Here is a 22,949-nt window from a genome sequence, read left to right as displayed (position 1 = left end):
TTCCTATTTTTCATCTATATACTATAAATATGATGCGATACCATTCGCTATTCTTGCTAGAAACCAATCCCAGCTACTAATTTTCTCAAAATCTTCTTCAGAAAATCGTTTTGATTTATGAAAGTCTTCTTTTAATCGACTCCATACGTCAGCAACGACTTTCTTGTCATATATGAAACAGTTAGATTCGTTATTTAAATAAAAGCTTCTATTATCAAAATTCGCTGTACCGATATCAACGATGTCCTCATCAATGATTGTTACTTTCCCATGAAAAAATCCATTTCGATATTGATAAATCTCCGCTCCAGCATCTAACATGTCTTTCAAATAAGGATAGGCAGCCTGTTTTAACAATACGGCATCACTTTTAAATGGAACGAGTATTTTCACATGAACACCACGATTTAATGCATCTTTCAGTCCTTTTACCATCTCTTTACTCGGTACAAAATATGGTGTAGCGATAATTAAGGAATGTTTTGCCTTCTTTAAAAGCGCTCCATACTCCTGCCATAAACCTTTCCCATTCGAAAATACATATTGATATTTTATATTTCCTTGTACAGGTAACTCTTGACGTATAGGGACCTTTTCTCCCGTATCTTCCTGCCAATCTTCCGCAAATTTCCGTTCCATATCAGTAGCTCCATTCCCTTCGATGCGTACATGATAATCACGCCACGGACCAAATTTAGGATCCTGCCCAAGATATTCCTTTCCGATATTGAAGCCACCAATGTACGAAACTTTCCCATCTATAGTAACAATGCGTCTATGATTACGTTGATGCAAAGAATAAAATAAGTTTTTTAATTTAAGTTTTTTACTAAATGTAAACTTCACGCCTTTTTCTTTTAATTGATTAATTATCTTTTTCTTAAGCTTATATCCGCCAATGCGGTCTACTGACAATTTTACATCTACTCCGCTAGATGCTTTTTTCTCTAATAATTGTAAGAATTCTTTACTTACCTCATCTTTACCTACAATATAAAAATGAATATACACATTCTTTTCTGCACGATTTATATTCTCAAATAAACTTCTATATAACTCATCACCGTTCGTATATAATTGAAAATCCCCTGATCGAATTTTTTCTAATTCATATCCACTAGCCATTTTCTTCCCCATTTCCACATCAACGTTCATCCATATGAATACACCTATAAAACAAATTATTACAATTAAAAAGTGCTTCATGGATACGTTCCTTTCTCTAACTACTGTTATTCCTATATCTTTCCTTTTTTTAAACATTATCATACAAAAAAATATGTCATTGCATGATATACGTCCATATCAAACAAGAGCTCATCTGCATATTGTATGTTGTATCTTAAAATAAAAGGAGGAAATAACAATGGGCTTCGCACATGGTAATGGATTTGCGCTACTAGTCGTATTATTTATCCTCTTAATTATCGTCGGTGCTGCTTGCTTCTGCTAAGCAGTTATTGTAATACGATATGGGGATGAAAAAACTATAAAAGCGGACACCTATTTTTAGGTGTCCGCTTTTCATTTCATAAAATCCCCTAGCCCATTACAAAAATAGTACCACTAGGAAAGTACTTTACATCAAAAAGTTAGCAGTGTAGCTACCTTCTTACTCTCCGCCTTACGAATATGACGCTGTTCTGCACGTAACACAGCAATTCGATGCAATTCTTTCTCCTCTTCTGTCTCAGGGATAACACGAGGTACAGGGACTGGATTATTCTCCTTGCTAAGCGCAACAAAAGTAACGAATGAAGTTGCTGCTACACGTTTTTCACCTGAAATTAAATCTTCTGCTACTACTTTCACAAATATCTCCATAGAAGTTCTTCCCGTCCAAATTACGAAAGATTCATAACTAACACAATCTGAAGAACGTACTGGGTATAAGAAATCTACCCAATCCATAGACGCTGTGACACATTCCATTCTCGAGTGTCTCGTTGCTGAAATTGAAGCAACCATATCCATCTCCGCCAATATCTTTCCACCAAATAGCGTGTTATGATCATTTAAATCCGTTGGAAATACTCGACTTGTTTTAAAAACTCTTGATTCATTAGCTGTTTTACCCTTTACTTCAGTCATTGTTATCACCCCTTTAATTATATATCTCTAATATCCAAACATTTACTACATCTCATGAACTACACGTTTAATATTAACAATTTTTAGAACTTTTAGTCCACAAAAAAGAACCGATTTTATCAATCGGCTCCTCTAAATACATATTGTTCTTTCGGCTGTTCAACTTTATTCCATTTCGTTACTTCTAACACTGGAATATTTGCATGGAATGGCTGATAAAATTCAGTTGAAATTTCTCCTTCCACCTGAATCCAATCATCATTTTTCCACTCTACACCTTCTGGTTTTTTAACTAACATACCATATACACCCGAATCCGCAACACAATGTATAATACCGAAACGGAATAAGAAATATTGTTCCTTTTTAGAAGAATCATCTCGGAAAACAAATCCTTTATAAGACAGGGTTTTACCAGTAAATTCACCAGGATAATTATAAATTGTCTCCATACCCTTTAAGAAATCTTCATCTTTTAAAGTGATATTGTCTTTCGTAACAAACTCTTTCTTCCCTTTTTCCATTACACCACGATATCCTTCTTTCCCGTAATAAATACTCGTATCCGGTCTTAAGAATTGTCTTGTCATAAATGGATCTTTACTTTCCGCTTGTGCAACAGGAAAGTGAAACCCCTTCGCCTTAACAATGTCCGAATCTAATGTTGCAATTGGGAAAAATAATCCTGAAATAATCGGAAAACAGAACAGAGTATAAGAAAACGTTCGTTTCCACCATGTATTTTCATCTTTCGAATGATCATGCCCACAATGGCTATGATCACAACTGCAATCATGTTTCTCTTTTTCCTTTTGATGCTCTTTCTGGAAAACGATAATAATTTGTATAATCGTTAAGAAACCTAAAATAATAGCTGCAGTTTTTGATAAATAGGCATACTTCATATTTATATACTTCGTAATGTTACCGGAAATATGAAGCTGACCAATTAAAATTGTGAAACCTAGTAATATATATGCTCGAAACATAACCTACCACCCCATCGCATAAATGAGTAGTGAGCTTGCATAAACAACAAGTGTAACTGTAACCGTCACAACAATTACAAATTTTGTTTTAAATGTCGCAAGCATCATAAACATATTTTTAATATCCACCATCGGTCCATATACGAGGAACGCGACTAGTGACGCTGTTGAAAATGTACTTTGGAACGAAGAAGCAATAAATGCATCTGCCTCTGAACAAAGTGATAAAATAAAAGCAAGTCCCATCATTACAGCTGATGAAGAAAACGGACCTTGTCCAATAGCAAGCAATGTTGAAGTTTGTACAAACGTTTGAACTGCAGCAGCAATTAACGCTCCTAACACTAAGTATTTTCCCATTGAGAAGAATTCCTCAACAGCATGTGTACATACATCCCACATTTTTTTACGTAACGGACGCTTATGATTCACTTCTGGGAAGTGATCATCTCTTAATTGATGTTCTTTAAACATAAATGATAATATAATTCCAACGATAATTGCTACGATAATCGCCACAATAGAACGATACCATACCATGTGCATACTACTTCCAAAAGCAACATATGTTGCAAATAATACAACTGGATTAATAATCGGTCCAGTTAACATAAATGCAATTCCTGCATAGGGTGGAACCCCTTTTCCGATTAATCGTCTTACAATCGGAACAATTCCACATTCACACCCAGGAAACATCATACCTAAAAAAGTAGCTAATAAAACAGACAGAAATCGGTTTTTAGGCATCCATTTTGCCACCATATCTTCTGTCACAAACATTTGAATGAATCCAGAAATAAATACACCAATTAGCACAAAAGGAAGTGCTTCGATTAATATTGAGATAAAGATTGTATTCATTTGCAGGAATGCTTTCGGTAATTGAAACAATTCCATGATGTATTTCCTCCAACTTTTCATTAACAATATGTAATTTTAACTCCATTTTATTATTTGAACAAGAGTTATATGGAATTCATAACCTTCATACAAATTACATTTCACAAGTTATATTCTGTTCCAAAATTGAGATTTTATAGCAAAAAAAGCTGCTCTAGCGCAGTTTTATAACTATGCTAGAGCAGCTTTCTTATCATTAAAAGTAACGTTTCTTCCAAAAAACAAATGCTAAAGTGAAAGATAATGTTACACATATTATAAGTACAATTACAAAACCATATGCTTCCCCTTCAAATGGAACCTTTACATTCATTCCAAAGAAACTAGAAACCATCGTTGGTAATGATAAAATGATTGTAATAGAAGTCAACAGTTTCATAACACTATTTAAATTGTTAGAAATAACCGAACTAAATGTATTCATCATTCCACTTAAGATGTGACTATATATTTCCGCCATTTCAATAGCCTGCTTATTCTCAATTAATACATCTTCTAGTAAATCTTGATCGTCTTCATACATTTTCAAAAATGTACTGTTTCGCATTAATTTTTGAATTACAATTTTATTTGCCTTTAATGATGTTGTAAAATAAACTAAACTTTTTTCAAGGCCGAGCAATGTGAAAATTTCTTTATTTTTCATCGACTTATTTAATTGGTGCTCTAAATCGATTGTTTTTCGATTAATTTGCTTTAAGTACCTTAAATAATAAGTAGAAATTGTATATAAGAGCTGAAGTGCGAAGCGCGTCTTTTTAAACGTATAAAATTCTTTAATACGTTGATTAATAAAGCGTTCAAAAATTGGATTTTCTTCTAAGCAAATAGTAACAAAACAATCTGGCATTACAATCATACCTATTGGAATCGTGTCATAAATTGAATTTCCTTCTTCATCATGTCTGACTGTCGGAATATCCACGATAATTAAAGTATTATTGTCTTCCTTTTCAATACGAGAGCGTTCTTCATCATCCAAAGGGTCTTTAATGAAATCTAAGTCTACATTTAAAGTTTGTACTAGATACTGAATTTCTTCTTCTGTTGGATGAAGTACATTAATCCAGCAGCCCTTTTGCATTTCCTCAATCTCTTGTAGTTTTCCGTTTCGGTCTGTTAAATAAATATTTAACATACTATCACCCCGATTCTTTTTACATGTGGGAATCTACCTCACTTAAACAACAGTTTTTGAACCGCTATTTTCAGCATATGAAACAAACGATTAAATTTCAATAGAAAAATTATTTTGAAAACGTTTTTTTAAGAAAAATCTTGTAAACATAGAAAAAGACAGAGTGTTCTCTGCCTTTAAAAAAGCTTATGTTGCCTTTATAACATATTTAGAAAGCATCCACAAGTTAAAGCCGACTGAAATCGTATAGCCAGCGTATGTTGAAATGATAAAACTTACATAATCAAAATACGGTAGCAATACAATATTTAAAACTATCTTCACAGTTATTCCGATTACTAATCCTAGCACTGTTTTCTGTTGTTGATTAATTCCTTGTAACATGGCAGCGGTTACTGTAAATAGTGAGAATAGTATACAAGCAGGAGCATAATACTGCAAAATAATACTGCCCATCTCTGGATCATTTCCCGCACCAAATAAAAGAGTATACACTGGTTTTGCTAAAACCATCATTCCAATCGCCGCCGGTACGGTAATTCCTACCACTAATAAATTTGTCCTTGTAAAGTGTTTATACAGTAGCTTCTCATTTCCCGCTGTATAAGCTTTCGTCATTTCAGGTACAAGGGACATACTAAAAGCCGTTGCAACAGAAACCGGGATAAGTACAACCATCTGAACAAGACCAATTATCGCATTAATCTTTTCAGCTTCTCCTTGCATATATCCTATTTGTATAAGTAGTTTATTAATTGTAAATGTATCAATTGTCTGATACAACGGAATTGCTAAACCAACCACAACAAACGGTATTGAATATGTAAAGAGCTCCTTATATAACGAGAAAAAAGATTTCGTTGTTTGTGGTATACTTGCCATCTCTTTTTTCTTTAAGTGCCTTCTCCTCTTTACATAATACGCACTTAAAACCGTTAATCCACCTATAGCTCCCATAAATGCACCAAACGTTGAAATACCGACCGCTAGCGAAATAGACTCTTTTAAAACATATAAAACGACAAAACTTCCTATTAAAATGGTTAAGACCCGAAAAAATTGCTCCACAACTACACTTAGTGCAGAAGGTCCCATCGATTGAAATCCTTGAAAGAAGCCCCTTAATAAACTCATTACTGGTACAAGTATTAGCGCAAAACTTACAATTCGAATGTTATTAGTGACCTCCGTTATACTATTCCCGGTTTGATCATTTCCATCAATTACAAGTTTAGCTAAATGTGGAGCTAATATATATAGTGTAAAACATGAAATAACTCCCATTATAAACATAAAAACGATACCACTCTTTAATACTCTTTTAACCGTATGATAATCATTGAGTTGATCATATTTTGATACCATTTTCGAAACGGCAAGTGGCAATCCCATCGTTGCAATACTAAGCATAATTGTATAAGGACGGTATGCATACGTATATAATACGTACCCACTCGTACCTACCATTGCTGTAAATGGTATAACATATATGAACCCTAACATTTTAGATATCATCGTTGCCATCGTTAAAAATATCGTTCCACGTAAAAACGGTGATCCTTTCATCACATTCCCCCGCTACGCTTTATTATTACACATTATGGACAACTCCTTTTTTTTAGAACCAAAACAATTAAAAAAAGCCAATGAAAAATCATTGACTTTAATGCGTTGTTTTTCTCTTTTTCAAAAGCTTTAAACCGAAGTAAAGAGCAATAAAGAAAACCGCACCTATAATTATGTAATGTGTGTAATCAGATGCATACTCTTTAATATGTCGCCAATTTCCACCAAGCTTTTCTCCTAAGTATATAAAAAGAATTGACCATGGAATAATCGCTACTACTGTATACAGTGTAAAGAGCTTTAACGGCATCTTAGCTAGTCCTGCAGGAATAGAGATAGCATGACGTACAACAGGAATAAAGCGTGCAGAGAATATTACACCCGCCCCGTATCTTTTAAACCAATTTTCTGCAATATCTAGATGATGCTTATTAATAAGCAGATATTTCCCGTATTTTTCAACAACCGGACGCCCTCCGTAGTATCCAAGCCAGTATAAAAAGATTTGCGCTAAAGTACCACCGATTGTTCCGGCAATAACAGCTCCGACAAAACTAATTTTTCCTTCTTCCACTAAAAATCCAGCATACGAAAGTACAATCTCACTTGGGATAATTTCAATCATTAAACCTAGCGCTACTCCGAAGTATCCTAGACTTGCAAAGAATTGTAATAACTGATCTATTATATTCGCTAACATATTCTTTTCTATCTCCTTTTTTCTTCACATACCATTCCATTATCACATAAAGATTGCCATCTGCCAATATAATCATGTGAATCTCTTCACCTAACTCATAGACTTTAAAGAGGACTACACTATACTCTTTTTTGTTACAAGAACATGTACAACCCTTCATCAATATACCCTAAAAAGATACTTGATTCATTTAATTAATCAAGTATCTTTTCCTTATTTCGATCCTTCATAAACGCAAACATTTCTTTAATCTGCCATTCTGTATTTCTAGCGATTGATAAATCAGGTATTTCATTTTCACTAAAAAAATCTATATCCTCTGTTTCAATACTTAGTTTCTTTTCTCCACCAACAATCTCGCAACCTATAAAAACCTTATATATATGGGTTGCTGATGGAGATGGTTGATGTTTTTCTTTATCGAATATTGCTAGTAGCCTAAAATGATCTACTTTATAACCTGTCTCTTCTAACACTTCTTTTACTGCGACTTCTGTTGGCGTATAACCAATATCGGCCCATCCACCTGGCAATGCCCATTTTCCATCACTTTTTTCTTTCACAAATAATAATTTTTCATTCTGAAAAATAACTGCCCGTATATCAACTTTAGGTGTTTGATAGCCTGTCTCACTTGCAAATAAATTCTCTACTACTTCCCAATCTGTTTTTGTGTAATGTGACATCATCGCAATTGAAATGTCTCGTAATTGTTGGAAACGCTCTAGATCATACACATCTTTGGAGTACGTTAAACCTGCTTGTGCTATTGATTGTATTTGTTTTACCCAATCAATCCATTTAACCGTCATATCTACACAACTCCATTCTTAATCAACTTCATTCTACTAAATATTATTTCGCTTTTTTATTTCTCCATCTTTAGTATACAAAAAAAGAGATTGATAATGTTTCAATCTCCTTCAAAATCATCCCAATTCATGAAGATGTTCTTGTATATAGTTGCTTCTTTTATTTATATATTGAAAAATCATCTCAGCCTCTTGATTAAAAACTTCTATTTTTTCTTTCATATATGGATCCTGAAGTAAATATGGATGAATGGATTCGCACATGCCTTCTACTTTTGGTTTTATAAAGGATTCTGTAAATTGTAATTCTAAAATTTCTTCTAATATATTTCGATATTGCTTTCTAAAAACAGGTATATCTAACAATCTTGCACTTAACGTATTATATCCTTTAATGCGAATGTACTCATGATTAAGCGGTCTCCCTTGTACATCACGCCCCCAAGTCGCATCGTAATCCCACGGGATGACCTCAAATAAATTTGTTTCATCGTTATGATACAGTGCATAGTTATGAACAAAACCATCAAAGTTTTGAGTCAAAATAACGCCAGCTAACCAGCGTAAATATTTATCAACATGAAGGTATTTCCCAATTTCTTTTTCATAATCATCCCTCGATAGTGTATTTGCTTGAAAAACGAATTCACTCAGTTGCTCTTCACTATTTTTATTCGAACATTTAAATTCATACCCTGCAAAAAGCTCATTTTTAACATCTTTATCTCTCTCGCTCATTAAAGAAAAATTCGCGTCATCATCTATCGCATAATAAATAGAACCACTCGGCAACCCTCTACTTTTTAAAAAGTTTTCATCAACCGATTCTAACTGTAAATATACGCCTTGAATTTGACCATTAATCTTTATAAATACATGCTGTGACTTCGGTGAAAGTACCCCGATATCATTGAAAAAATCGAGCGATAATTTATTTCGAATAAGAGATGGATCCATAAATTCAGAGTTTAAATGAAACTCCTTTACCCCTTGAAATTTTTTCGGCTTATAAAACTTAACGTGATAAGACTTTTTCTCAAACTCCCGAATATGAGCACCTCGATAAACAATATCAATATCATACTTCTTTTTTCCATATGTTAACTTTGCTGGCACTGGACTATCTGACCAAATATCTTTTTTCAATTCCACTAAGTACATTGGATGAATAAAAAATTCATATGAAGGTAGCATGTTTTCTCATCCCTTCTCAGTTCTCTTCATTCAATGTATGCACCACGCCTTGTCCATACATCCGCTATCATCCATTTATATAAAATTACACTCTTGTCCTGTTCAGAAAGAAACCGTATCTCATATCATGTTAAGGAAAAAGAATACCTTTTCAATTTAATACACGATAAGGAGGATTTCTATGAAACGTGATATCAGAAAAGCTGTTGAAGAAATCAAAAGTGCAGGGATGGAGGATTTCTTACACCAAGATCCAAGTACTTTTGAGTGCGATGATGATAAATTCTCTCATCATAGATGTACAACAGGGTGTAAATGTACAACAGGACGTAAATGTACAACAGGACGTAAATGTACAACAGGGCGTAAATGTCCAAGAACAAGATGTACTCGCGTAAAACATTGTACTTTCGTTACAAAATGTACTCATGTAAAAAAATGGACATTTGTTACAAAATGTACTCGTGTACGCGTTCAAAAATGGACATTCGTTACGAAGGTTACTCGTAGAAAAGAATGCGTTATAGTTACAAAACGTACTCGCGTGAAAAAATGTACTTTCGTTACAAAATGCGTTCGCTTTGAAAAGAAATGTTTCTGGACAAAACGATGTTTCTGTAAAAAATGTGTATTTTTCCCTCATAGCCATCATGGTTCTTGTGATGATTCGTGGGATCATGGTAAGGACTGTCACGATGACGGGCACAAATGGGACGATTGCAAAGATTGCAGACATAAGTCCTCTTCTTGCAAAAACAAGAAATTCGATCACTTCTGGTATAAAAAACGTAATTGCTAGTTTTTTATTCCCACAAAAAAAGGCCGTTTTGCGGCCTTTTTTTACTTTTCCTGAAAATGACTTGTATCTGCAAATTGTTTTACTTTACCAAAATTTTCATCAAATTCAATCACACTAAGACTCGCACTATGCATAAATGGCTCTCCCCATACATGTTCAATTTCAACACCTGCAAAATGCCCTACAAGTAATTTCGCTGCTGCAGCATGAGAGACAATTAAAATACTTTCACCTTTATGCTTTTCTAAAAGAAAGTGTATCCCTTCAATTACTCTTTTATGAACGGCCGCAAAGTTTTCCCCTGATGTTGATTGAAAAAGATGTGGTTCATTCCAAAATAAATGTACTTCTTCTGGATATTGCATTTCCAAATCAGCAATTGTTTGCCCTTCCCATGTACCCATATTTATTTCATAGAAACGTTCATCTGCTATAATTGGAATATTGCGTTCTCCTTTAATCAATTCAGCAGTATGAAGCGTTCTTTCACTTGGACTACTATATATGGCATGGAGCGGTAAATCCTTCATACGCTCCCCTAATTGTTTCGCTTGTATCATACCATTCTCAGTTAATGCTGAATTTTTTCGCCCTTGCATCCGCTTTGCTACATTCCATTCTGTCTCACCGTGCCTTGTTACATATACCGTTGTCTTCATTTATCATTCCCCCTTACCATTTTGGCCGCAATTCCCATGGCTGTACTCTCCCTACAATCCATTCTGTGCATTTACTTTCTATTCCTTTTATAACTCCGTCAGCTATCTCTTCATGAGTAAGCCACCTTGCATATGTATCTTCTAAAATAAACCCTAATATAATTCTATAATAACTACATAATGCCCCGCCTATTTTTTGTGACTTCGTACGTGATGCACTACTACCTAATATATGAAATAAACTGTACTTTTCCGACGACAATTCTACCTCATTACAAATGAGTCGTAATGCATGCTTAGCACTCGAATGTACCCATGCGACAACTAATGTAATTGGACCATTTTGTTCAATTGTACTTTTAATAGATTGCTTTACATCATCGTCATTTTGATAATCTACAGAAAGGCACGTAATATTTCCCGGTACAGAACTCCCTTGCTTAACATTTTCCAATTTCGCACTATCTCGTCCAATAATAGAAACGTGAAACCCTTGCTCACAAAGCCACATAGACACTTTCTTTAACATCCCTGTTCCACCAATTACAAGTACATGCAAATACTCGTCCTCCTTAGTAAAATGTCATATGAGGTTTCTCTTCCCTATAATAATTTAGACGATCTTGCAATGTCCCTGAATGAAACTCAAATTTATGACCATCTGGATCTTGAAAATATATAGATTCACAATCTCTCATATCTCGTTCTCTTCCTTGTAAAATATGAACTTTATTTTCTTCTAATCGCTGCAGTAAGCGTTCAAAGTCTTCTTGTTCAACAGAAAATGCGAGGTGCGTATAAGATTGATGAATCTCCTTTCTTGGAATATGTGCCTCTTCGTTCAGTGCTATCCATACTCCACATATATTGAAATATGCAAGTTTTCTCCCTTTAACTAATAGTTCTCCTTCTAGCACTCTTTCATAAAACATAATAGCGTTTTCTAAATTTGATACTGAAAAACAAAGATGATTGATTCCTTTCAACACTCCACGTTCCTCCCTAAACAAATAAAAGATGAGCGAAAATTCGCTCATCTTTTATTATACTATTTCTTTGTAATATATGCCCATTTATAACTAAAGTCGCCACCGAACGTATGGTTAGCAATACCATTTACATACGTCTTCTCTAAGTAAGCTGTACTTTGTTGGTACGTAGGAGAGATTGCAGCATCTTGACCAATTAAGATTTTTTCAGCTTCTGCAAGTGCTTTCCAGCGTGCTGCGTCATCTTTTAGTAGTTCTCCTTTTGATTTTGCTACTAAATCATCGTACTTCGGATTTGAATAATCCATTTCATTAAATGAGCTTCCAGTAACGAACATATCAATATATGTCATTGGGTCTGGATAATCTGGACTCCATGCAGATAATGAGAATTCATATTCAAATTTCTTTTCTAAATCTAACTTCTGCTTATATGGTTGTTGCTTCAAATTCACTTTAATGCCAGGTAAGTTTTTCTCTAATTCTTCTTTAATAAAGTCGCCCACTTTTTTACGACTACCGTTATCATCATTTAGTAATTCTACTGTAATTGTATCTTGGCCAAGTTCTTTCTTCGCTTCTTCCCACAGTTTTTTTGCTTTCGCAGCATTATCTTTACTGTCACGGAAATTTTTATTTACAGTACGGAAGTCTTTTCCATCTGGTCCTGTCGTAAACTTTTCAGGTACTAAGAAATAAGCTGGCAATGATCCATCATTCAAAATTACATCCGCAATTCCTTTTTTATCGTACGCTAAATCAATCGCCTCACGAACCTTTTGATTTTTAAACGTTGCATTTTTTTGATTAAAACGTAGGAAATACATACGTGGGTCTAGCTTCGTTTTAAATTCATCTGGTTTATTCTTTTTATATTTGTCTACAAACTCAGAACTTAAAATGACACGGTCTGCTTGATCACTATCATATAAATTTACCCCAGTACTTGTCTCTTTTACTATACCCACATTAATTTCTTTTAATTTTACAGCATCTTTATCCCAATAATTTGGGTTTTTCTTTAACTGGTAACTTTGTTCATGCTTCCATTCACTCATTGTAAATGGTCCATTGTACAATAATTTATTTGCTTCTAATCCGTATTTATCCCCTTGTTCTTTTACATACTTTTCATTTAATGGGAAGAATGTAGGGAACGAAGTAAGCTCAAGGAAATAAGGTGCTGGTTGTTCTAATTCTACTACTAACGTTTTATCATCCTTCGCTTTAACACCTAATTGATCCGACGGTACTTCTCCTTTATTTACTTTCTGTGCATTTTTCACATCAAATAAAATAAATGCATATTCTGCTGCTATTGCTTTATCTAATGTACGTTGCCATGCATATACAAAATCTTGTGCTCGAACTGGATCACCATTTGACCATTTTGCATCACGTAATTCAAATGTATATGTCTTTTTATCTTCACTAATCTTCACGTCTTTGGCCATACCTGGAGTTGGTTTATTATCTTTATCTAGACGATATAATCCCTCCATTGCATTTACAAATACACGGAAAGATACAGAATCTGTTGATTTAGATGTATCCATTGAAGGAATTTCAGCTGTTTCTAGCAAATTTAAAACTTGTTTATCTGCCATTCCCTTACTTGATTCTTTCTTCGTTGTCGAAGCCTTCTCCCCATTCCCACATCCCGCAACCAGTACACTAGTCGATAACGCAAGTGCAGCAATTGTTGTTGTCTTTCTCTTCATTCTTCCTTCCCCCAATCTATATGTATAAGTTAAAACTTGTATAATATATTTTATTATACAAAAAATTCTGATTATTTTAAATATTTATTTTCATAAAAAGAAAAAAAGCGGTCAGAAATTGCTTTCCCTCCGCTTTGTTGAATAGCATTTACTTGCAATCCATCCTCTATTTCAAACGGATTTTGAACCTTGAATATTTCTTCCATCATCTTCAAAAACTCTTCTTCATTTTTAGATTCACCATTAATCGTAAGGGAATATGGCTCAATTTCACTCAATTTATAATCAACAATAAATTGAATTGTAACTTTTTGTCTTGGCATCCCTGGGCTGTATCCTTGAAATTCTACTAATTCCATACCTTCCGAACCACGATAATATATCCACCCTGAATTTTGAAAATAGCTTTCAAACGATTCACCAATCGAAAAGAACGGATATTCATAAAGCGAACTTGTACGTACTTTTTGTATAATATCTCGATCAGTCGGAAAAAAGAAATGACTGAAAAAAATACTAGCAACTGCTAAAATAGTAACGATTGTTGCTCCCATTTTACTCGTTCCACCACTATCACGGATCAGATAATTTTCAACCGATTCATCTTTAATTCCCCGTGCTTTTATTCGATATATACGCCTTTCTGCAAATTGATAATATAATCCATTTGCAAAAATCCCCATCCCAAATAGAATGAAAATGAGTAATAAAAACGTAAGAGGCACCATATTAATGATTGGCAACGCTACGTTGAACCCCATATAATAAGAAAATGCATCACATGCTACTAATAACAGTATAAATAAAGCAGCAGGTAAATAATACTTACGATATCCAAGCCAACCTACATTGAAAATAGAAGCCAGACCATTCCAGCTCCACCTAGCAATTCGCTTATTCTCAAGCTCCCATTTTCTTTTGTAATATGGATATTGTCTCCCTACATATACTTCTAATTCTTTGTCTATTAGCGAGCTTTCTTCACCTTGTTCATTATGCAAGTTCCGTTGACAATTTGCACAATTCAACTGATCATTAATACAAGGTCGCCCACAATTTATACATTTCAAAACAATCCCTCTTTCCATCCATACTTCATTTTAATATGCCTTCATGCTTCAATAACCACTCTTTCCTCCATAAACCACCTGCATACCCAACAAGTTTTCCACTCTTTCCTATTACACGATGACATGGAACAATAATTGAAATTGGATTCCGGCTATTTGCCCCTCCTATCGCTCGTACAGCTTTCGTATTCCCAACCTTATCTGCAATATCTAAATATGAAGCACTTACGCCATATGGTACGGTGTAAAGTGCATCCCATACATTCTTTTGGAATGGCGTTCCTTCAGCAGACAGTGGTACAGTAAACTCTTTTCTTTTTCCTTTAAAATATTCATCCAGCTCATTTATACATTGATCTATCATTCCATTTTTATTTTCTTCTTGTCGTTCATCAACAAATATAACAGACGTAATTCCTTCTTCGTTCGCTGTAATTTCTAACAAACCTAATTCACTATCATAATAAGCCTGGTACATATGTCATCCTCCAATTCATTACATATTATTTATTGTAACACGAATAGACGAAATTTTTCGTATAAGCGTTTTATTAGAGAAACAAAAAAGAGAATGATACAATGCAAGAAAATTCAATCAATGAGCATGTTAACATCGCAATGGGTACGGTAGGATTAATTACAACCGGATCACAAGCAGAGCAAATTTTTATCGGACGCGAGTTACTTCCCAAGAATAGCAGCCAATGAACTTGGCTTTGAATCAAAAGAACCATATCAGTACCGACACATTAAAACTAATAAATAAAACCGAGAAGTTATTCTTCTCGGTTCTATTTATTTTATCTCTATAATATCGTTTGAACTATAAATATGAATACCAGATTCTTCACGCAGCGCTGTTATATACATTCCTTTCGCCACATCTTTAGCTGAAATTGGTTTATACTTTTTAAAAGCCCCTTTAAATATAAACGGAAGAATACGAGATAATTTCTCGGCCATTCTTTCCCCAAAACGATATTCTTGTCGATTTCCTACTAATAATGACGGCCTGAAAATATGTATGCCTCCAATAACTAGCTTTTTCAGCTCCTCTTCCATTTTCCCCTTCACTTGCGAGTAAAAGAAAAGTGATTTAGGATTTGCTCCCATTGATGAAATAACAAGAAAATTTTGCACGCCTTGTTTTTCAGCTAAGCAGGCAGCTCGCAATGTATATTCATAATCTACTTTTTTAAAATTCGCCTTCGACTTCGCTTTTTTTATCGTTGTTCCTAAACAACTAAAAACATCATCTACTGCAAAAAATTCTTTATATTCCTCTAATACTGAAAAATCCACCTGTTTCTGCTGCAATTTCTCATGCTGTAATTGTAATGGTTCTCTTACAAAAATAGTAACCGAATCGTAGTAATCTGAGTCAAGTAATAGACGCGTTATTTCTTGTCCAACTAATCCACTTGCACCAAGTACTAACGCTGTTCGTTCATTCATATATATGCATACCTCTTTATTTACTTTTCTCTCCTATAGCTAATCGTCGCTAACAGGAGTTTCCGTTCCCCCATTTTACCATAAGTAAAGCACTATGCGTATGCATAGTGCTTTACTTACTCTTTTTTCTTTTCTTTTTCTTCCGCTGGCAATTTCGTAATTGTTGTAGCATCTCCTAAATTACTTATTAATCTCCTTAAAAAAATTAAAACAAAAGATAATGGCAATACTACGGCAAGTATTAATAAGATAGCCTCCATAAAGTAACCCAAGCACTCATCCCCTTTTTTTCCGCTCCCTCCCAATATATGAAAGTAACATTGTCACATATGCACCAATCATACAAATTAATACCGTTCTTTTTGACAAATTTATAACAAAAACAAATCGTAATGATTATTATTTATTGCAACTTTCATAAAGATGTATTATACTAGGTTCGCAAACTAAAACGTAATTATTCCGTTTTGTATTAAGACGATATTTTCTTCTTATATTTGGAGAAAATATAATTGTAAAAAAGAAAAGAGGAGAATTATATGCCTAAAAAATTAGCTCTATTTTCATTTATACTTATTTTCACACTCATCTTTGCTGGATGTTCTAACAACAAAGATGGTGCAGCGAAAAAAGATGGGAAACTTTCTGTTTATACAACCATTTTCCCACTCGCTGACTTTGCAAAAAAAATCGGTGGTGATTATGTAAATGTAGAAACAATTTACCCACCTGGTGCGGATTCTCATACATTTGAACCAAGTCAAAAGCAGACTGTACAAGTTGCGAAAGCCGATTTATTTGTTTATAACGGCGCAGAATTAGAACCATTTGCCGAAAAAATGGAAAAATCATTAAAAAAAGAAAACGTAAAAATTGTAAATGCATCTAAAGATATCGAACTTCGTGCTTCATCTGAAGAAGAGCAGCACGATCATGGAGACGGTCATAAAGAAGATGAACATCATCACGATAAAGACCCACACGTTTGGATAGATCCTACTCTTGCGATGAAACAAGCAGAAAAAATTAAAAATGCACTTGTAGAATTACAGCCTGAACATAAAAAAGAGTTCGAAAAAAACTTTGCAGCACTACAAACAAAATTTACTGATTTAGATGATCAATTTAAAGCTGTTGTTGCAAATGCAAAAACGAAAGAAATATTAGTTTCACATGCAGCTTATGGCTACTGGGAACAACGATACGGTTTAAAACAAATTCCAATCGCTGGAATTTCAGCATCTGATGAACCATCCCAAAAACAGCTTGCTGACATTACAAACACAGTAAAAGAGCACGGTCTAAAATATATTTTATTTGAAACATTCTCTACTCCAAAAGTAGCATCAGTTATTCAAAAAGAAACAGGTACAAAAATTTTACGCTTAAATCACCTTGCTACTATTTCTGAGGATGATGCTAAGAAAAATAAAGATTATTTCACATTAATGGAAGAAAACGTAAACACTTTAAAAGAAGCAACAAGCTAATCAACTATATTTTCTAGGCAGCTGAATATGTCATTCAGCTGCCTTTTTATGTATTCACCCTTGACTTGACCGAAATAACAAGTAAAATTATCCATATTAGCTTTTAGGCTATAATAATTTAGAAGGTGAGTTGGAACTATGAATCTTCACATTTGTGAAGTAACAGCAAATAATTGGCGTTCAGTAGCTGCTTTAAACGTAACAAAAGAACAGCAGCAATTTATTGAAAGTAATGCGTTTTCTTTAGCAGAATCATTATATGAAGAAAACGGAACGTCAGTAGGCTTATATGATGAAGAAACACTTGTTGGATATGCAATGTACGGTTGGTATTCCCAAAAGCATGAAAGCGTATGGTTAGATCGTTTTATGATTGATCAGCATTTTCAAGGAAAAGGATATGCAAAACGTTTCCTTCGTTTACTAATCCAATATTTACAACAAAAATTTGAATGTAAAATAATTTATTTAAGTTTACATCCAGACAACAAACACGCAATGGGACTATATGAGTCATTTGGATTCCGCTTAAATGGGGATATTGATGATGAGGGCCCAGTTGTAGGTGTTGTAATGGAATTACTAATAGATGAAAATACAAGCCTGTGAAAACAGGCTTGTATTTATACGTTTATCAATGTTATATTTTCTATTTTTAGTTTCTTCCCCTTATATACTTCATTTTTGCAATCTAGTATTATCTCATTGAAATGCTCATAAAAAATAAGCCTGCGATTTACGCAGACTTATTTCACACATTCTTCAAAATGTTCTTGGAACCATTCTTTATTAATATCTTTTCCGATGAAAACTACTTCACTCACTCGCTCTTCGCCCTCTTGCCACTCTCTATCGTACGAAGCAGCAAACAGTGTATGTACACCTTGGAAAACAATTCTTTTATCTACTCCGTCAATAGATAATATCCCTTTGTAACGATATAAATACTCCCCTAGCTCTTGCACGACAGCTGACATCCATTCATTCAATTTTTGTAAATCTAACGGACGTTCTTCACGTAGTACAAACGATTTTACACCTTCTAGATGGTTATGTTCTGTATGAGGGTAAATTTGTAACGTATCTTTCGTTTTAAACGTTTGAATTTGTAGTAATGATGGAATATCTACCTCACAGTTAGTCGCCTCGATTAACTTTGCAGTCGGGTTAATTCCTTGAAGTTCATGCAAGAGATTTTCTTTCTCATTTTCTTCAATTAAATCTAATTTATTAACTAACACAACATCAGCAAATGCAATTTGTTCTTTTGCTTCTAGTCCCTTTTCAAAATGTTTATGTATATGGTAGCTATCTACAACTGTTACAACACCGTTTATTTGGTACGCTGATTGAATAACTGGATCTAAAAAGAAAGTTTGAATAATCGGACCTGGGTTTGCAAGACCCGTTGTTTCAATTACTAAACCATCAAAGTCCATTTTCCCTTCTGCTTTTACGTCCAGTAATTGTTTTAAAGCAACGAGTAAATCTTCACGCACAGTACAGCATAGACAACCGTTTGTCATTTCCATAATTTCTTCTTCAACGTTCATAATTAATTGATTATCGATACCAATTTGCCCTATTTCATTTACAATCACCGCTAATTTCTTACCGTGATCCTCTGATAAAATTCGATTTAATAATGTCGTTTTCCCTGATCCAAGAAAACCCGTTAATATTGTTACTGGAATCATTTCTTACCTCTCCTTATAGCTCTATGTTTCTACATTATAGCATATAGAAAAAATCGTTTTTGTAGCAAAACATATTTATTGTATGTACGACCCTGTAACTATATAATAATATGTAGCAAGAAAGCCTTTTCAAAAACATTATCATTCATCAAGGGGGTACTTATAATGGAACGAGTTCAAATGGCCGAAACACTAGAATTTTCTCGTATTATTCAAGGGTTTTGGCGTTTAGCAGAATGGAATATGACGAAACAAGAATTACTTTCTTTTATTGAATCTTGTATGGATATGGGAGTTACTACTTTTGATCACGCTGACATTTATGGCGGATATACATGTGAAGGATTGTTTGGAGAAGCGTTACAATTAAAGCCTTCCTTACGCGAAAACATGCAAATTATCACAAAATGTGGAATCGCTCCCCCATCACCGAAATTTCCAGAGCGATATGTTGCTCACTACAATACGAGTGCTGAACATATCATAAAGAGCGCGGAGGATTCATTACAAAACTTACATACAGATTATATTGATGTATTGCTCATTCATCGCCCTGATCCATTCACGGACCCAAATGAAGTGGCAGAAGCGTTCTCACGCTTAAAGCAAGAAGGAAAAGTTCGTCACTTCGGTGTTTCTAACTTTTTACCTTCTCAATTTAATATGTTAAGTTCATATTTAGATTTCCCGCTCATTACAAATCAAATTGAAGTATCTGCGATGCAGCTTGAGCATTTTGAAAAAGGTACGATTGATTTATGCCAAGAAAAACGAATCAATCCAATGATTTGGTCACCTCTTGCTGGTGGAGAAATCTTTACTGGCCAAACTGAACGTGCTGTACGTTTACGTGAAACTTTACAAAAAATCGCTACTGAGCTAGGCGTTGATAGCATTGATACTGTTATGTATGCATGGTTACTTGCTCATCCAGCTAAAATGATGCCAATCGTTGGCTCTGGCAAATTAGATCGAGTAAAAACGGCTGCAATGGCAACAAAAGTTAACTTAGACCGTCAACAATGGTTTACAATTTTCGAAAGCTCTAACGGACATCCTGTCCCATAATGTACAAAAAGAAGAGCCGTTACTTTACAGCTCTTCTTTTTCATATGTATTTCTCGTCATTGCAAATACACACATATCTCTTAATCCATTTTCATCTACCGCAACACTCGCACTTTCTAAAATCCCCTCTAATTTAAAACCTAATTTCTCAGGTATCGCTCTACTCTTCTTATTTAGAGAATCACAACGAATTTCTACCCGGTTTGCTTTCAGTTCAGTGAAAGCATACTCCGTTATACCTTTTGCCGCCTCTACCATATAGCCCTTTCCACTCCACCTTGAATCAATCCAATACCCGATTTCAAATTGAGGTATATCCCAATTAATACGATGTAATCCGGCAGATGCAATAAATTCGCCGGTTTCTTTCGAAAACACTAGTAACCTCAAATCTTCTCGCTGCAAAAATTGAATATGCGATTTTCTTATACTCTCTTCTATTTCTTCCTCTGTTTGCTCTTTTTGCGCAAAGACCATCCAAGGCTTTAATTCTTTCATTGAAGCTTGAATCGCTTCATATACAACCTTACCATCACCTGGTTTTGGCATTCTAATTAAAAGCCTTTCAGTATAAAATTCAGAAGGAAAATCGAATAACAATGGATTCAAAGTAAACACTCCCCATAATTCTTTTATATTTAATAATATCCATCTCAAGATATATAGTAAAGTTTTTTCTGAATTTTACACTTTTTACTCATTCACCTCTACTGCCACACGAACTCCGGATTCAATCGCACCTTGAATCCATCCGTGATACAGCGTTGTATGATCTCCAGCAAAGTATATTCTCCCCTCAGGTTTCACAATGACTGGCTGTAATTCAGATTCTTGACCTGCTTGAAAAAGAGCAAATCCTCCAAGTGCATATGGATCTAATGTCCAACTTTTTGATATTCCAGACATGAACTCATCATATACTTGACCACCTAATATTGTTGCTAAATTTTGTAGTGTGTAATAGATACGATCCCCTTTTGATAAACCATCCCATAGTAACGCATCATACGACCACGTATAACTCCCAAGCATAATAGCTGGTCCCTTTGAACCGATTCCATGGCTTGGATAATAAGCATAACGTATAGGAAGATCTGTTATAATTCTCCCACCTAATTGCCCTTGTTCCTCCCAAAAACGACTTTTAAATTGAATTCCTATTTTTGTAGCTGGCATATAATGCAATTCGCGAATTGTTTTCCATTTCGCATGAGATATCGAATCAAATGGATCTACTTCTACAAAGCGCATTGTTGAAAAAGGAATTGTAACAATAACTAAATCGCCAGTTATACTACTATACTCAAAAGTTTCCTCATTTCGGTAATAGGCTGTTACACTATTGGCTTGTTGATGAAGCTTCATTAATTTTTGATTATATATAATATTTTCTTCTAATTGTGGTAAAAAAGACTTTGGTAATCTATCATTCCCACCTATTATTTCGCAAAATCCACTTTCCTCTTGCATAATGTATAAAAATCGTAACGTCTCAACGAATGACCTTTCCAAAAAACCTTCTAAATCTAATAGAACACCAATCATCTCGATCGTTACCGGTGAAAAATACGTATTATATTGATAAGGATGATACTTTAAAAATTGACCTGTAGAGTATCTCCCAAAATCCTTTACTACAATATCCCAATTTTTTTCTGGATTTTTTTTAATAAAATTTATAATTGGCTGTACCGCTAATAATAATAGGTCCTCCGACGTTTTCCCCTCTTCGTTCATTTCCACCGGATACTTTAAAATACTTGGGTCCTTTTCATATTGTTTCAACGTTGTTTTCCGACCATTTACGTATATAATATCAGTCTCATTCCTATTAATAAAAGGGCTCACCTGTAGCCCAAACTTTCTTATATATGCCATCGTTAATTTGTGCGAATACGGAATTCTCATCGCTCCAACATCTAAATATAATCCGGTATCTTCCATCCTAACCGTCTCTATGCGGCCACCTACACGGTTGTTCGCTTCAAAAATCTTCACTTCATGCCCTGCTGCTTTTAATAAAGATGCCGAAACTAATCCGGCCATACCAGCCCCTACTACAATGATTTGTTTCGGACGTGTCGTCTTCTTCAATCCCTTATTTATAACTTTTAACGTTTCATCCATCTCAGTGTTATACATTATATCTTTCTGCACAATTCCACCCCTTACTTCATAAAATGGACATTAGTGGTTTAGTGCATTTTATTCATTAATCCCCCCAAACATAACACCATAGACAATTGGAATATTCACTAAAAATACATAAGGTGAAGCTCTCACATCTCTTCATGCTTCATATAATATAGCAACTACAAAGAAGGAGTGGTTGAAAATGAAACATACTTATGATTACCACGCTACAAAAAAGCATTTGGAATTAAAGAAACAACACCTATGCAAAAAACTTAGTAATATGAACTTATCTAAAGAAGAACGTGAACAAATAAAACTTGAAATTGATAACTACGAATATATATTAAACTTAGTCGAAATGAATCATTATGAACGAGGATTTTCTCGTTAAAAGCGGAGATAATATCACCCTCTTTTTTGTGTGAGCATTTCACTACGCATTTTTCGTAAGTAAATATATAATAGAATGTAC

Annotated in this window: 26 protein-coding genes and 1 pseudogene; 7 read left to right on the top strand and 20 right to left on the bottom strand. The window is 34.3% G+C overall.

The annotated features are described in order from the left end of the window. Positions 1-21: 21 nt before the first annotated feature. A complete protein-coding gene (gene cls, locus EXW56_RS10035) occupies positions 22-1,206 on the bottom strand; it encodes a cardiolipin synthase (protein ID WP_002158154.1) in 1,185 nt (394 codons plus the stop codon). A 160-nt stretch (positions 1,207-1,366) separates the two neighbouring features. On the opposite strand from cls, the gene EXW56_RS10030 reads away from it, so the two are divergent. After that, positions 1,367-1,453, top strand: a complete 87-nt coding sequence (locus tag EXW56_RS10030) for a YjcZ family sporulation protein (protein WP_000505094.1) — start codon at positions 1,367-1,369, stop codon at positions 1,451-1,453. Between the two features lie 131 nt (positions 1,454-1,584). Here the strand turns inward: EXW56_RS10030 and EXW56_RS10025 are convergent, their stop codons facing one another. From EXW56_RS10025 to cotH, 8 genes are all read right to left on the bottom strand, one after another. Next, a complete protein-coding gene (locus tag EXW56_RS10025) occupies positions 1,585-2,091 on the bottom strand; it encodes an acyl-CoA thioesterase (RefSeq protein WP_002200764.1) in 507 nt (168 codons plus the stop codon). 119 nt (positions 2,092-2,210) lie between these two features. Further along, positions 2,211-3,080, bottom strand: a complete 870-nt coding sequence (locus EXW56_RS10020; protein WP_002200765.1) for a TIGR03943 family putative permease subunit — start codon at positions 3,078-3,080, stop codon at positions 2,211-2,213. Positions 3,081-3,083: 3 nt separating this feature from the next. Next, positions 3,084-3,980, bottom strand: coding sequence for a permease (locus tag EXW56_RS10015; protein ID WP_002118586.1), 897 nt, complete (start codon positions 3,978-3,980; stop codon positions 3,084-3,086). A gap of 199 nt (positions 3,981-4,179) precedes the next feature. After that, positions 4,180-5,121: a magnesium transporter CorA family protein gene (locus EXW56_RS10010; RefSeq protein ID WP_002148556.1), complete on the bottom strand. Its 942-nt coding sequence runs from the start codon at positions 5,119-5,121 to the stop codon at positions 4,180-4,182. Between the two features lie 186 nt (positions 5,122-5,307). Then, positions 5,308-6,687 (bottom strand): putative polysaccharide biosynthesis protein, encoded by a 1,380-nt coding sequence (locus tag EXW56_RS10005; RefSeq protein ID WP_002200766.1) that lies wholly within the window; start codon positions 6,685-6,687, stop codon positions 5,308-5,310. A gap of 97 nt (positions 6,688-6,784) precedes the next feature. Beyond that, a complete protein-coding gene (locus tag EXW56_RS10000) occupies positions 6,785-7,387 on the bottom strand; it encodes an undecaprenyl phosphate transporter UptA (RefSeq protein ID WP_002200767.1) in 603 nt (200 codons plus the stop codon). 194 nt (positions 7,388-7,581) lie between these two features. Further along, a complete protein-coding gene (locus tag EXW56_RS09995) occupies positions 7,582-8,199 on the bottom strand; it encodes an NUDIX hydrolase N-terminal domain-containing protein (protein ID WP_002200768.1) in 618 nt (205 codons plus the stop codon). 117 nt (positions 8,200-8,316) lie between these two features. After that, positions 8,317-9,393 (bottom strand): spore coat protein CotH, encoded by a 1,077-nt coding sequence (gene cotH / locus EXW56_RS09990; RefSeq protein ID WP_215558350.1) that lies wholly within the window; start codon positions 9,391-9,393, stop codon positions 8,317-8,319. A 181-nt stretch (positions 9,394-9,574) separates the two neighbouring features. Between cotH and exsB the strand changes: the two genes are divergently transcribed. Next, positions 9,575-10,192 (top strand): exosporium protein ExsB, encoded by a 618-nt coding sequence (gene exsB / locus EXW56_RS09985; protein ID WP_002200770.1) that lies wholly within the window; start codon positions 9,575-9,577, stop codon positions 10,190-10,192. Between the two features lie 41 nt (positions 10,193-10,233). On the opposite strand, the gene EXW56_RS09980 is transcribed toward exsB, so the two are convergent. From EXW56_RS09980 to EXW56_RS09955, 6 genes are all read right to left on the bottom strand, one after another. Further along, positions 10,234-10,851, bottom strand: a complete 618-nt coding sequence (locus EXW56_RS09980) for a phosphoserine phosphatase 1 (protein WP_002200771.1) — start codon at positions 10,849-10,851, stop codon at positions 10,234-10,236. Positions 10,852-10,864: 13 nt separating this feature from the next. After that, positions 10,865-11,410 carry a short-chain dehydrogenase gene (locus tag EXW56_RS09975; RefSeq protein WP_002200772.1) on the bottom strand — a complete coding sequence of 182 codons (546 nt, stop codon included), beginning with the start codon at positions 11,408-11,410 and terminating at the stop codon, positions 10,865-10,867. Between the two features lie 13 nt (positions 11,411-11,423). Then, entirely contained in the window at positions 11,424-11,840 is a 417-nt protein-coding gene (gene fosB, locus EXW56_RS09970; protein WP_002200773.1) for a FosBx1 family fosfomycin resistance bacillithiol transferase, read from the bottom strand. A gap of 59 nt (positions 11,841-11,899) precedes the next feature. Beyond that, positions 11,900-13,561, bottom strand: a complete 1,662-nt coding sequence (locus tag EXW56_RS09965) for a peptide ABC transporter substrate-binding protein (protein WP_002200774.1) — start codon at positions 13,559-13,561, stop codon at positions 11,900-11,902. 71 nt (positions 13,562-13,632) lie between these two features. Next, a complete protein-coding gene (locus tag EXW56_RS09960; protein WP_002200775.1) occupies positions 13,633-14,631 on the bottom strand; it encodes a DUF2628 domain-containing protein in 999 nt (332 codons plus the stop codon). Between the two features lie 25 nt (positions 14,632-14,656). After that, positions 14,657-15,109 (bottom strand): methylated-DNA--[protein]-cysteine S-methyltransferase, encoded by a 453-nt coding sequence (locus EXW56_RS09955; protein ID WP_002200776.1) that lies wholly within the window; start codon positions 15,107-15,109, stop codon positions 14,657-14,659. Between the two features lie 116 nt (positions 15,110-15,225). On the opposite strand from EXW56_RS09955, the pseudogene EXW56_RS09950 reads away from it, so the two are divergent. Next, positions 15,226-15,397: pseudogene (locus tag EXW56_RS09950) on the top strand (NADPH dehydrogenase); the annotation flags it as partial. A 29-nt stretch (positions 15,398-15,426) separates the two neighbouring features. On the opposite strand, the gene EXW56_RS09945 reads toward EXW56_RS09950, so the two are convergent. Next, entirely contained in the window at positions 15,427-16,086 is a 660-nt protein-coding gene (locus tag EXW56_RS09945) for an oxidoreductase (RefSeq protein WP_002200778.1), read from the bottom strand. A 116-nt stretch (positions 16,087-16,202) separates the two neighbouring features. Continuing rightward, complete coding sequence (locus EXW56_RS09940; protein ID WP_157383767.1) at positions 16,203-16,358, bottom strand: hypothetical protein; 156 nt, start codon at positions 16,356-16,358, stop codon at positions 16,203-16,205. A 267-nt stretch (positions 16,359-16,625) separates the two neighbouring features. Between EXW56_RS09940 and EXW56_RS09935 the strand changes: the two genes are divergently transcribed. Both EXW56_RS09935 and EXW56_RS09930 read left to right on the top strand, forming a co-directional pair. Next, positions 16,626-17,576, top strand: a complete 951-nt coding sequence (locus EXW56_RS09935; RefSeq protein ID WP_002200779.1) for a metal ABC transporter substrate-binding protein — start codon at positions 16,626-16,628, stop codon at positions 17,574-17,576. A 138-nt stretch (positions 17,577-17,714) separates the two neighbouring features. Beyond that, entirely contained in the window at positions 17,715-18,185 is a 471-nt protein-coding gene (locus EXW56_RS09930; protein WP_002158206.1) for a GNAT family N-acetyltransferase, read from the top strand. Positions 18,186-18,322: 137 nt separating this feature from the next. Here EXW56_RS09930 and EXW56_RS09925 read toward each other — a convergent pair whose 3' ends face one another. Beyond that, complete coding sequence (locus tag EXW56_RS09925; protein WP_002158207.1) at positions 18,323-19,273, bottom strand: CobW family GTP-binding protein; 951 nt, start codon at positions 19,271-19,273, stop codon at positions 18,323-18,325. A 165-nt stretch (positions 19,274-19,438) separates the two neighbouring features. Here EXW56_RS09925 and EXW56_RS09920 point away from each other — a divergent pair, with 165 nt between their 5' ends. Further along, complete coding sequence (locus EXW56_RS09920) at positions 19,439-20,341, top strand: aldo/keto reductase (protein WP_002200780.1); 903 nt, start codon at positions 19,439-19,441, stop codon at positions 20,339-20,341. 24 nt (positions 20,342-20,365) lie between these two features. Here EXW56_RS09920 and EXW56_RS09915 read toward each other — a convergent pair whose 3' ends face one another. Further along, positions 20,366-20,950, bottom strand: coding sequence for a GNAT family N-acetyltransferase (locus EXW56_RS09915; RefSeq protein ID WP_002200781.1), 585 nt, complete (start codon positions 20,948-20,950; stop codon positions 20,366-20,368). An 84-nt stretch (positions 20,951-21,034) separates the two neighbouring features. Then, positions 21,035-22,498, bottom strand: coding sequence for a flavin monoamine oxidase family protein (locus EXW56_RS09910; RefSeq protein ID WP_002200782.1), 1,464 nt, complete (start codon positions 22,496-22,498; stop codon positions 21,035-21,037). 178 nt (positions 22,499-22,676) lie between these two features. On the opposite strand from EXW56_RS09910, the gene EXW56_RS09905 reads away from it, so the two are divergent. Then, the gene (locus tag EXW56_RS09905) at positions 22,677-22,868 is read left to right on the top strand and encodes a DUF3896 family protein (RefSeq protein WP_002200783.1); all 192 of its coding nucleotides are present in this window, start codon (positions 22,677-22,679) and stop codon (positions 22,866-22,868) included. Positions 22,869-22,949 lie beyond the last annotated feature (81 nt).

It is taken from the genome of Bacillus mycoides, from assembly GCF_018742245.1.
Lineage (GTDB): Bacteria > Bacillota > Bacilli > Bacillales > Bacillaceae_G > Bacillus_A > Bacillus_A cereus_U.
This window is presented reverse-complemented; position numbering and strand designations above follow the sequence as displayed.

What these genes read in the sequence shown, in the direction of transcription:
- cls (WP_002158154.1), bottom strand. Translation starts at nt 1,206, where the DNA reads ATGAAGCACTTTTTAATTGTAATAATTTGTTTTATAGGTGTATTCATA.
- EXW56_RS10030 (WP_000505094.1), top strand. Translation starts at nt 1,367, where the DNA reads ATGGGCTTCGCACATGGTAATGGATTTGCGCTACTAGTCGTATTATTT.
- EXW56_RS10025 (WP_002200764.1), bottom strand. Translation starts at nt 2,091, where the DNA reads ATGACTGAAGTAAAGGGTAAAACAGCTAATGAATCAAGAGTTTTTAAA.
- EXW56_RS10020 (WP_002200765.1), bottom strand. Translation starts at nt 3,080, where the DNA reads ATGTTTCGAGCATATATATTACTAGGTTTCACAATTTTAATTGGTCAG.
- EXW56_RS10015 (WP_002118586.1), bottom strand. Translation starts at nt 3,980, where the DNA reads ATGGAATTGTTTCAATTACCGAAAGCATTCCTGCAAATGAATACAATC.
- EXW56_RS10010 (WP_002148556.1), bottom strand. Translation starts at nt 5,121, where the DNA reads ATGTTAAATATTTATTTAACAGACCGAAACGGAAAACTACAAGAGATT.
- EXW56_RS10005 (WP_002200766.1), bottom strand. Translation starts at nt 6,687, where the DNA reads ATGAAAGGATCACCGTTTTTACGTGGAACGATATTTTTAACGATGGCA.
- EXW56_RS10000 (WP_002200767.1), bottom strand. Translation starts at nt 7,387, where the DNA reads ATGTTAGCGAATATAATAGATCAGTTATTACAATTCTTTGCAAGTCTA.
- EXW56_RS09995 (WP_002200768.1), bottom strand. Translation starts at nt 8,199, where the DNA reads ATGACGGTTAAATGGATTGATTGGGTAAAACAAATACAATCAATAGCA.
- cotH (WP_215558350.1), bottom strand. Translation starts at nt 9,393, where the DNA reads ATGCTACCTTCATATGAATTTTTTATTCATCCAATGTACTTAGTGGAA.
- exsB (WP_002200770.1), top strand. Translation starts at nt 9,575, where the DNA reads ATGAAACGTGATATCAGAAAAGCTGTTGAAGAAATCAAAAGTGCAGGG.
- EXW56_RS09980 (WP_002200771.1), bottom strand. Translation starts at nt 10,851, where the DNA reads ATGAAGACAACGGTATATGTAACAAGGCACGGTGAGACAGAATGGAAT.
- EXW56_RS09965 (WP_002200774.1), bottom strand. Translation starts at nt 13,561, where the DNA reads ATGAAGAGAAAGACAACAACAATTGCTGCACTTGCGTTATCGACTAGT.
- EXW56_RS09955 (WP_002200776.1), bottom strand. Translation starts at nt 15,109, where the DNA reads ATGTACCAGGCTTATTATGATAGTGAATTAGGTTTGTTAGAAATTACA.
- EXW56_RS09945 (WP_002200778.1), bottom strand. Translation starts at nt 16,086, where the DNA reads ATGAATGAACGAACAGCGTTAGTACTTGGTGCAAGTGGATTAGTTGGA.
- EXW56_RS09935 (WP_002200779.1), top strand. Translation starts at nt 16,626, where the DNA reads ATGCCTAAAAAATTAGCTCTATTTTCATTTATACTTATTTTCACACTC.
- EXW56_RS09930 (WP_002158206.1), top strand. Translation starts at nt 17,715, where the DNA reads ATGAATCTTCACATTTGTGAAGTAACAGCAAATAATTGGCGTTCAGTA.
- EXW56_RS09925 (WP_002158207.1), bottom strand. Translation starts at nt 19,273, where the DNA reads ATGATTCCAGTAACAATATTAACGGGTTTTCTTGGATCAGGGAAAACG.
- EXW56_RS09920 (WP_002200780.1), top strand. Translation starts at nt 19,439, where the DNA reads ATGGAACGAGTTCAAATGGCCGAAACACTAGAATTTTCTCGTATTATT.
- EXW56_RS09905 (WP_002200783.1), top strand. Translation starts at nt 22,677, where the DNA reads ATGAAACATACTTATGATTACCACGCTACAAAAAAGCATTTGGAATTA.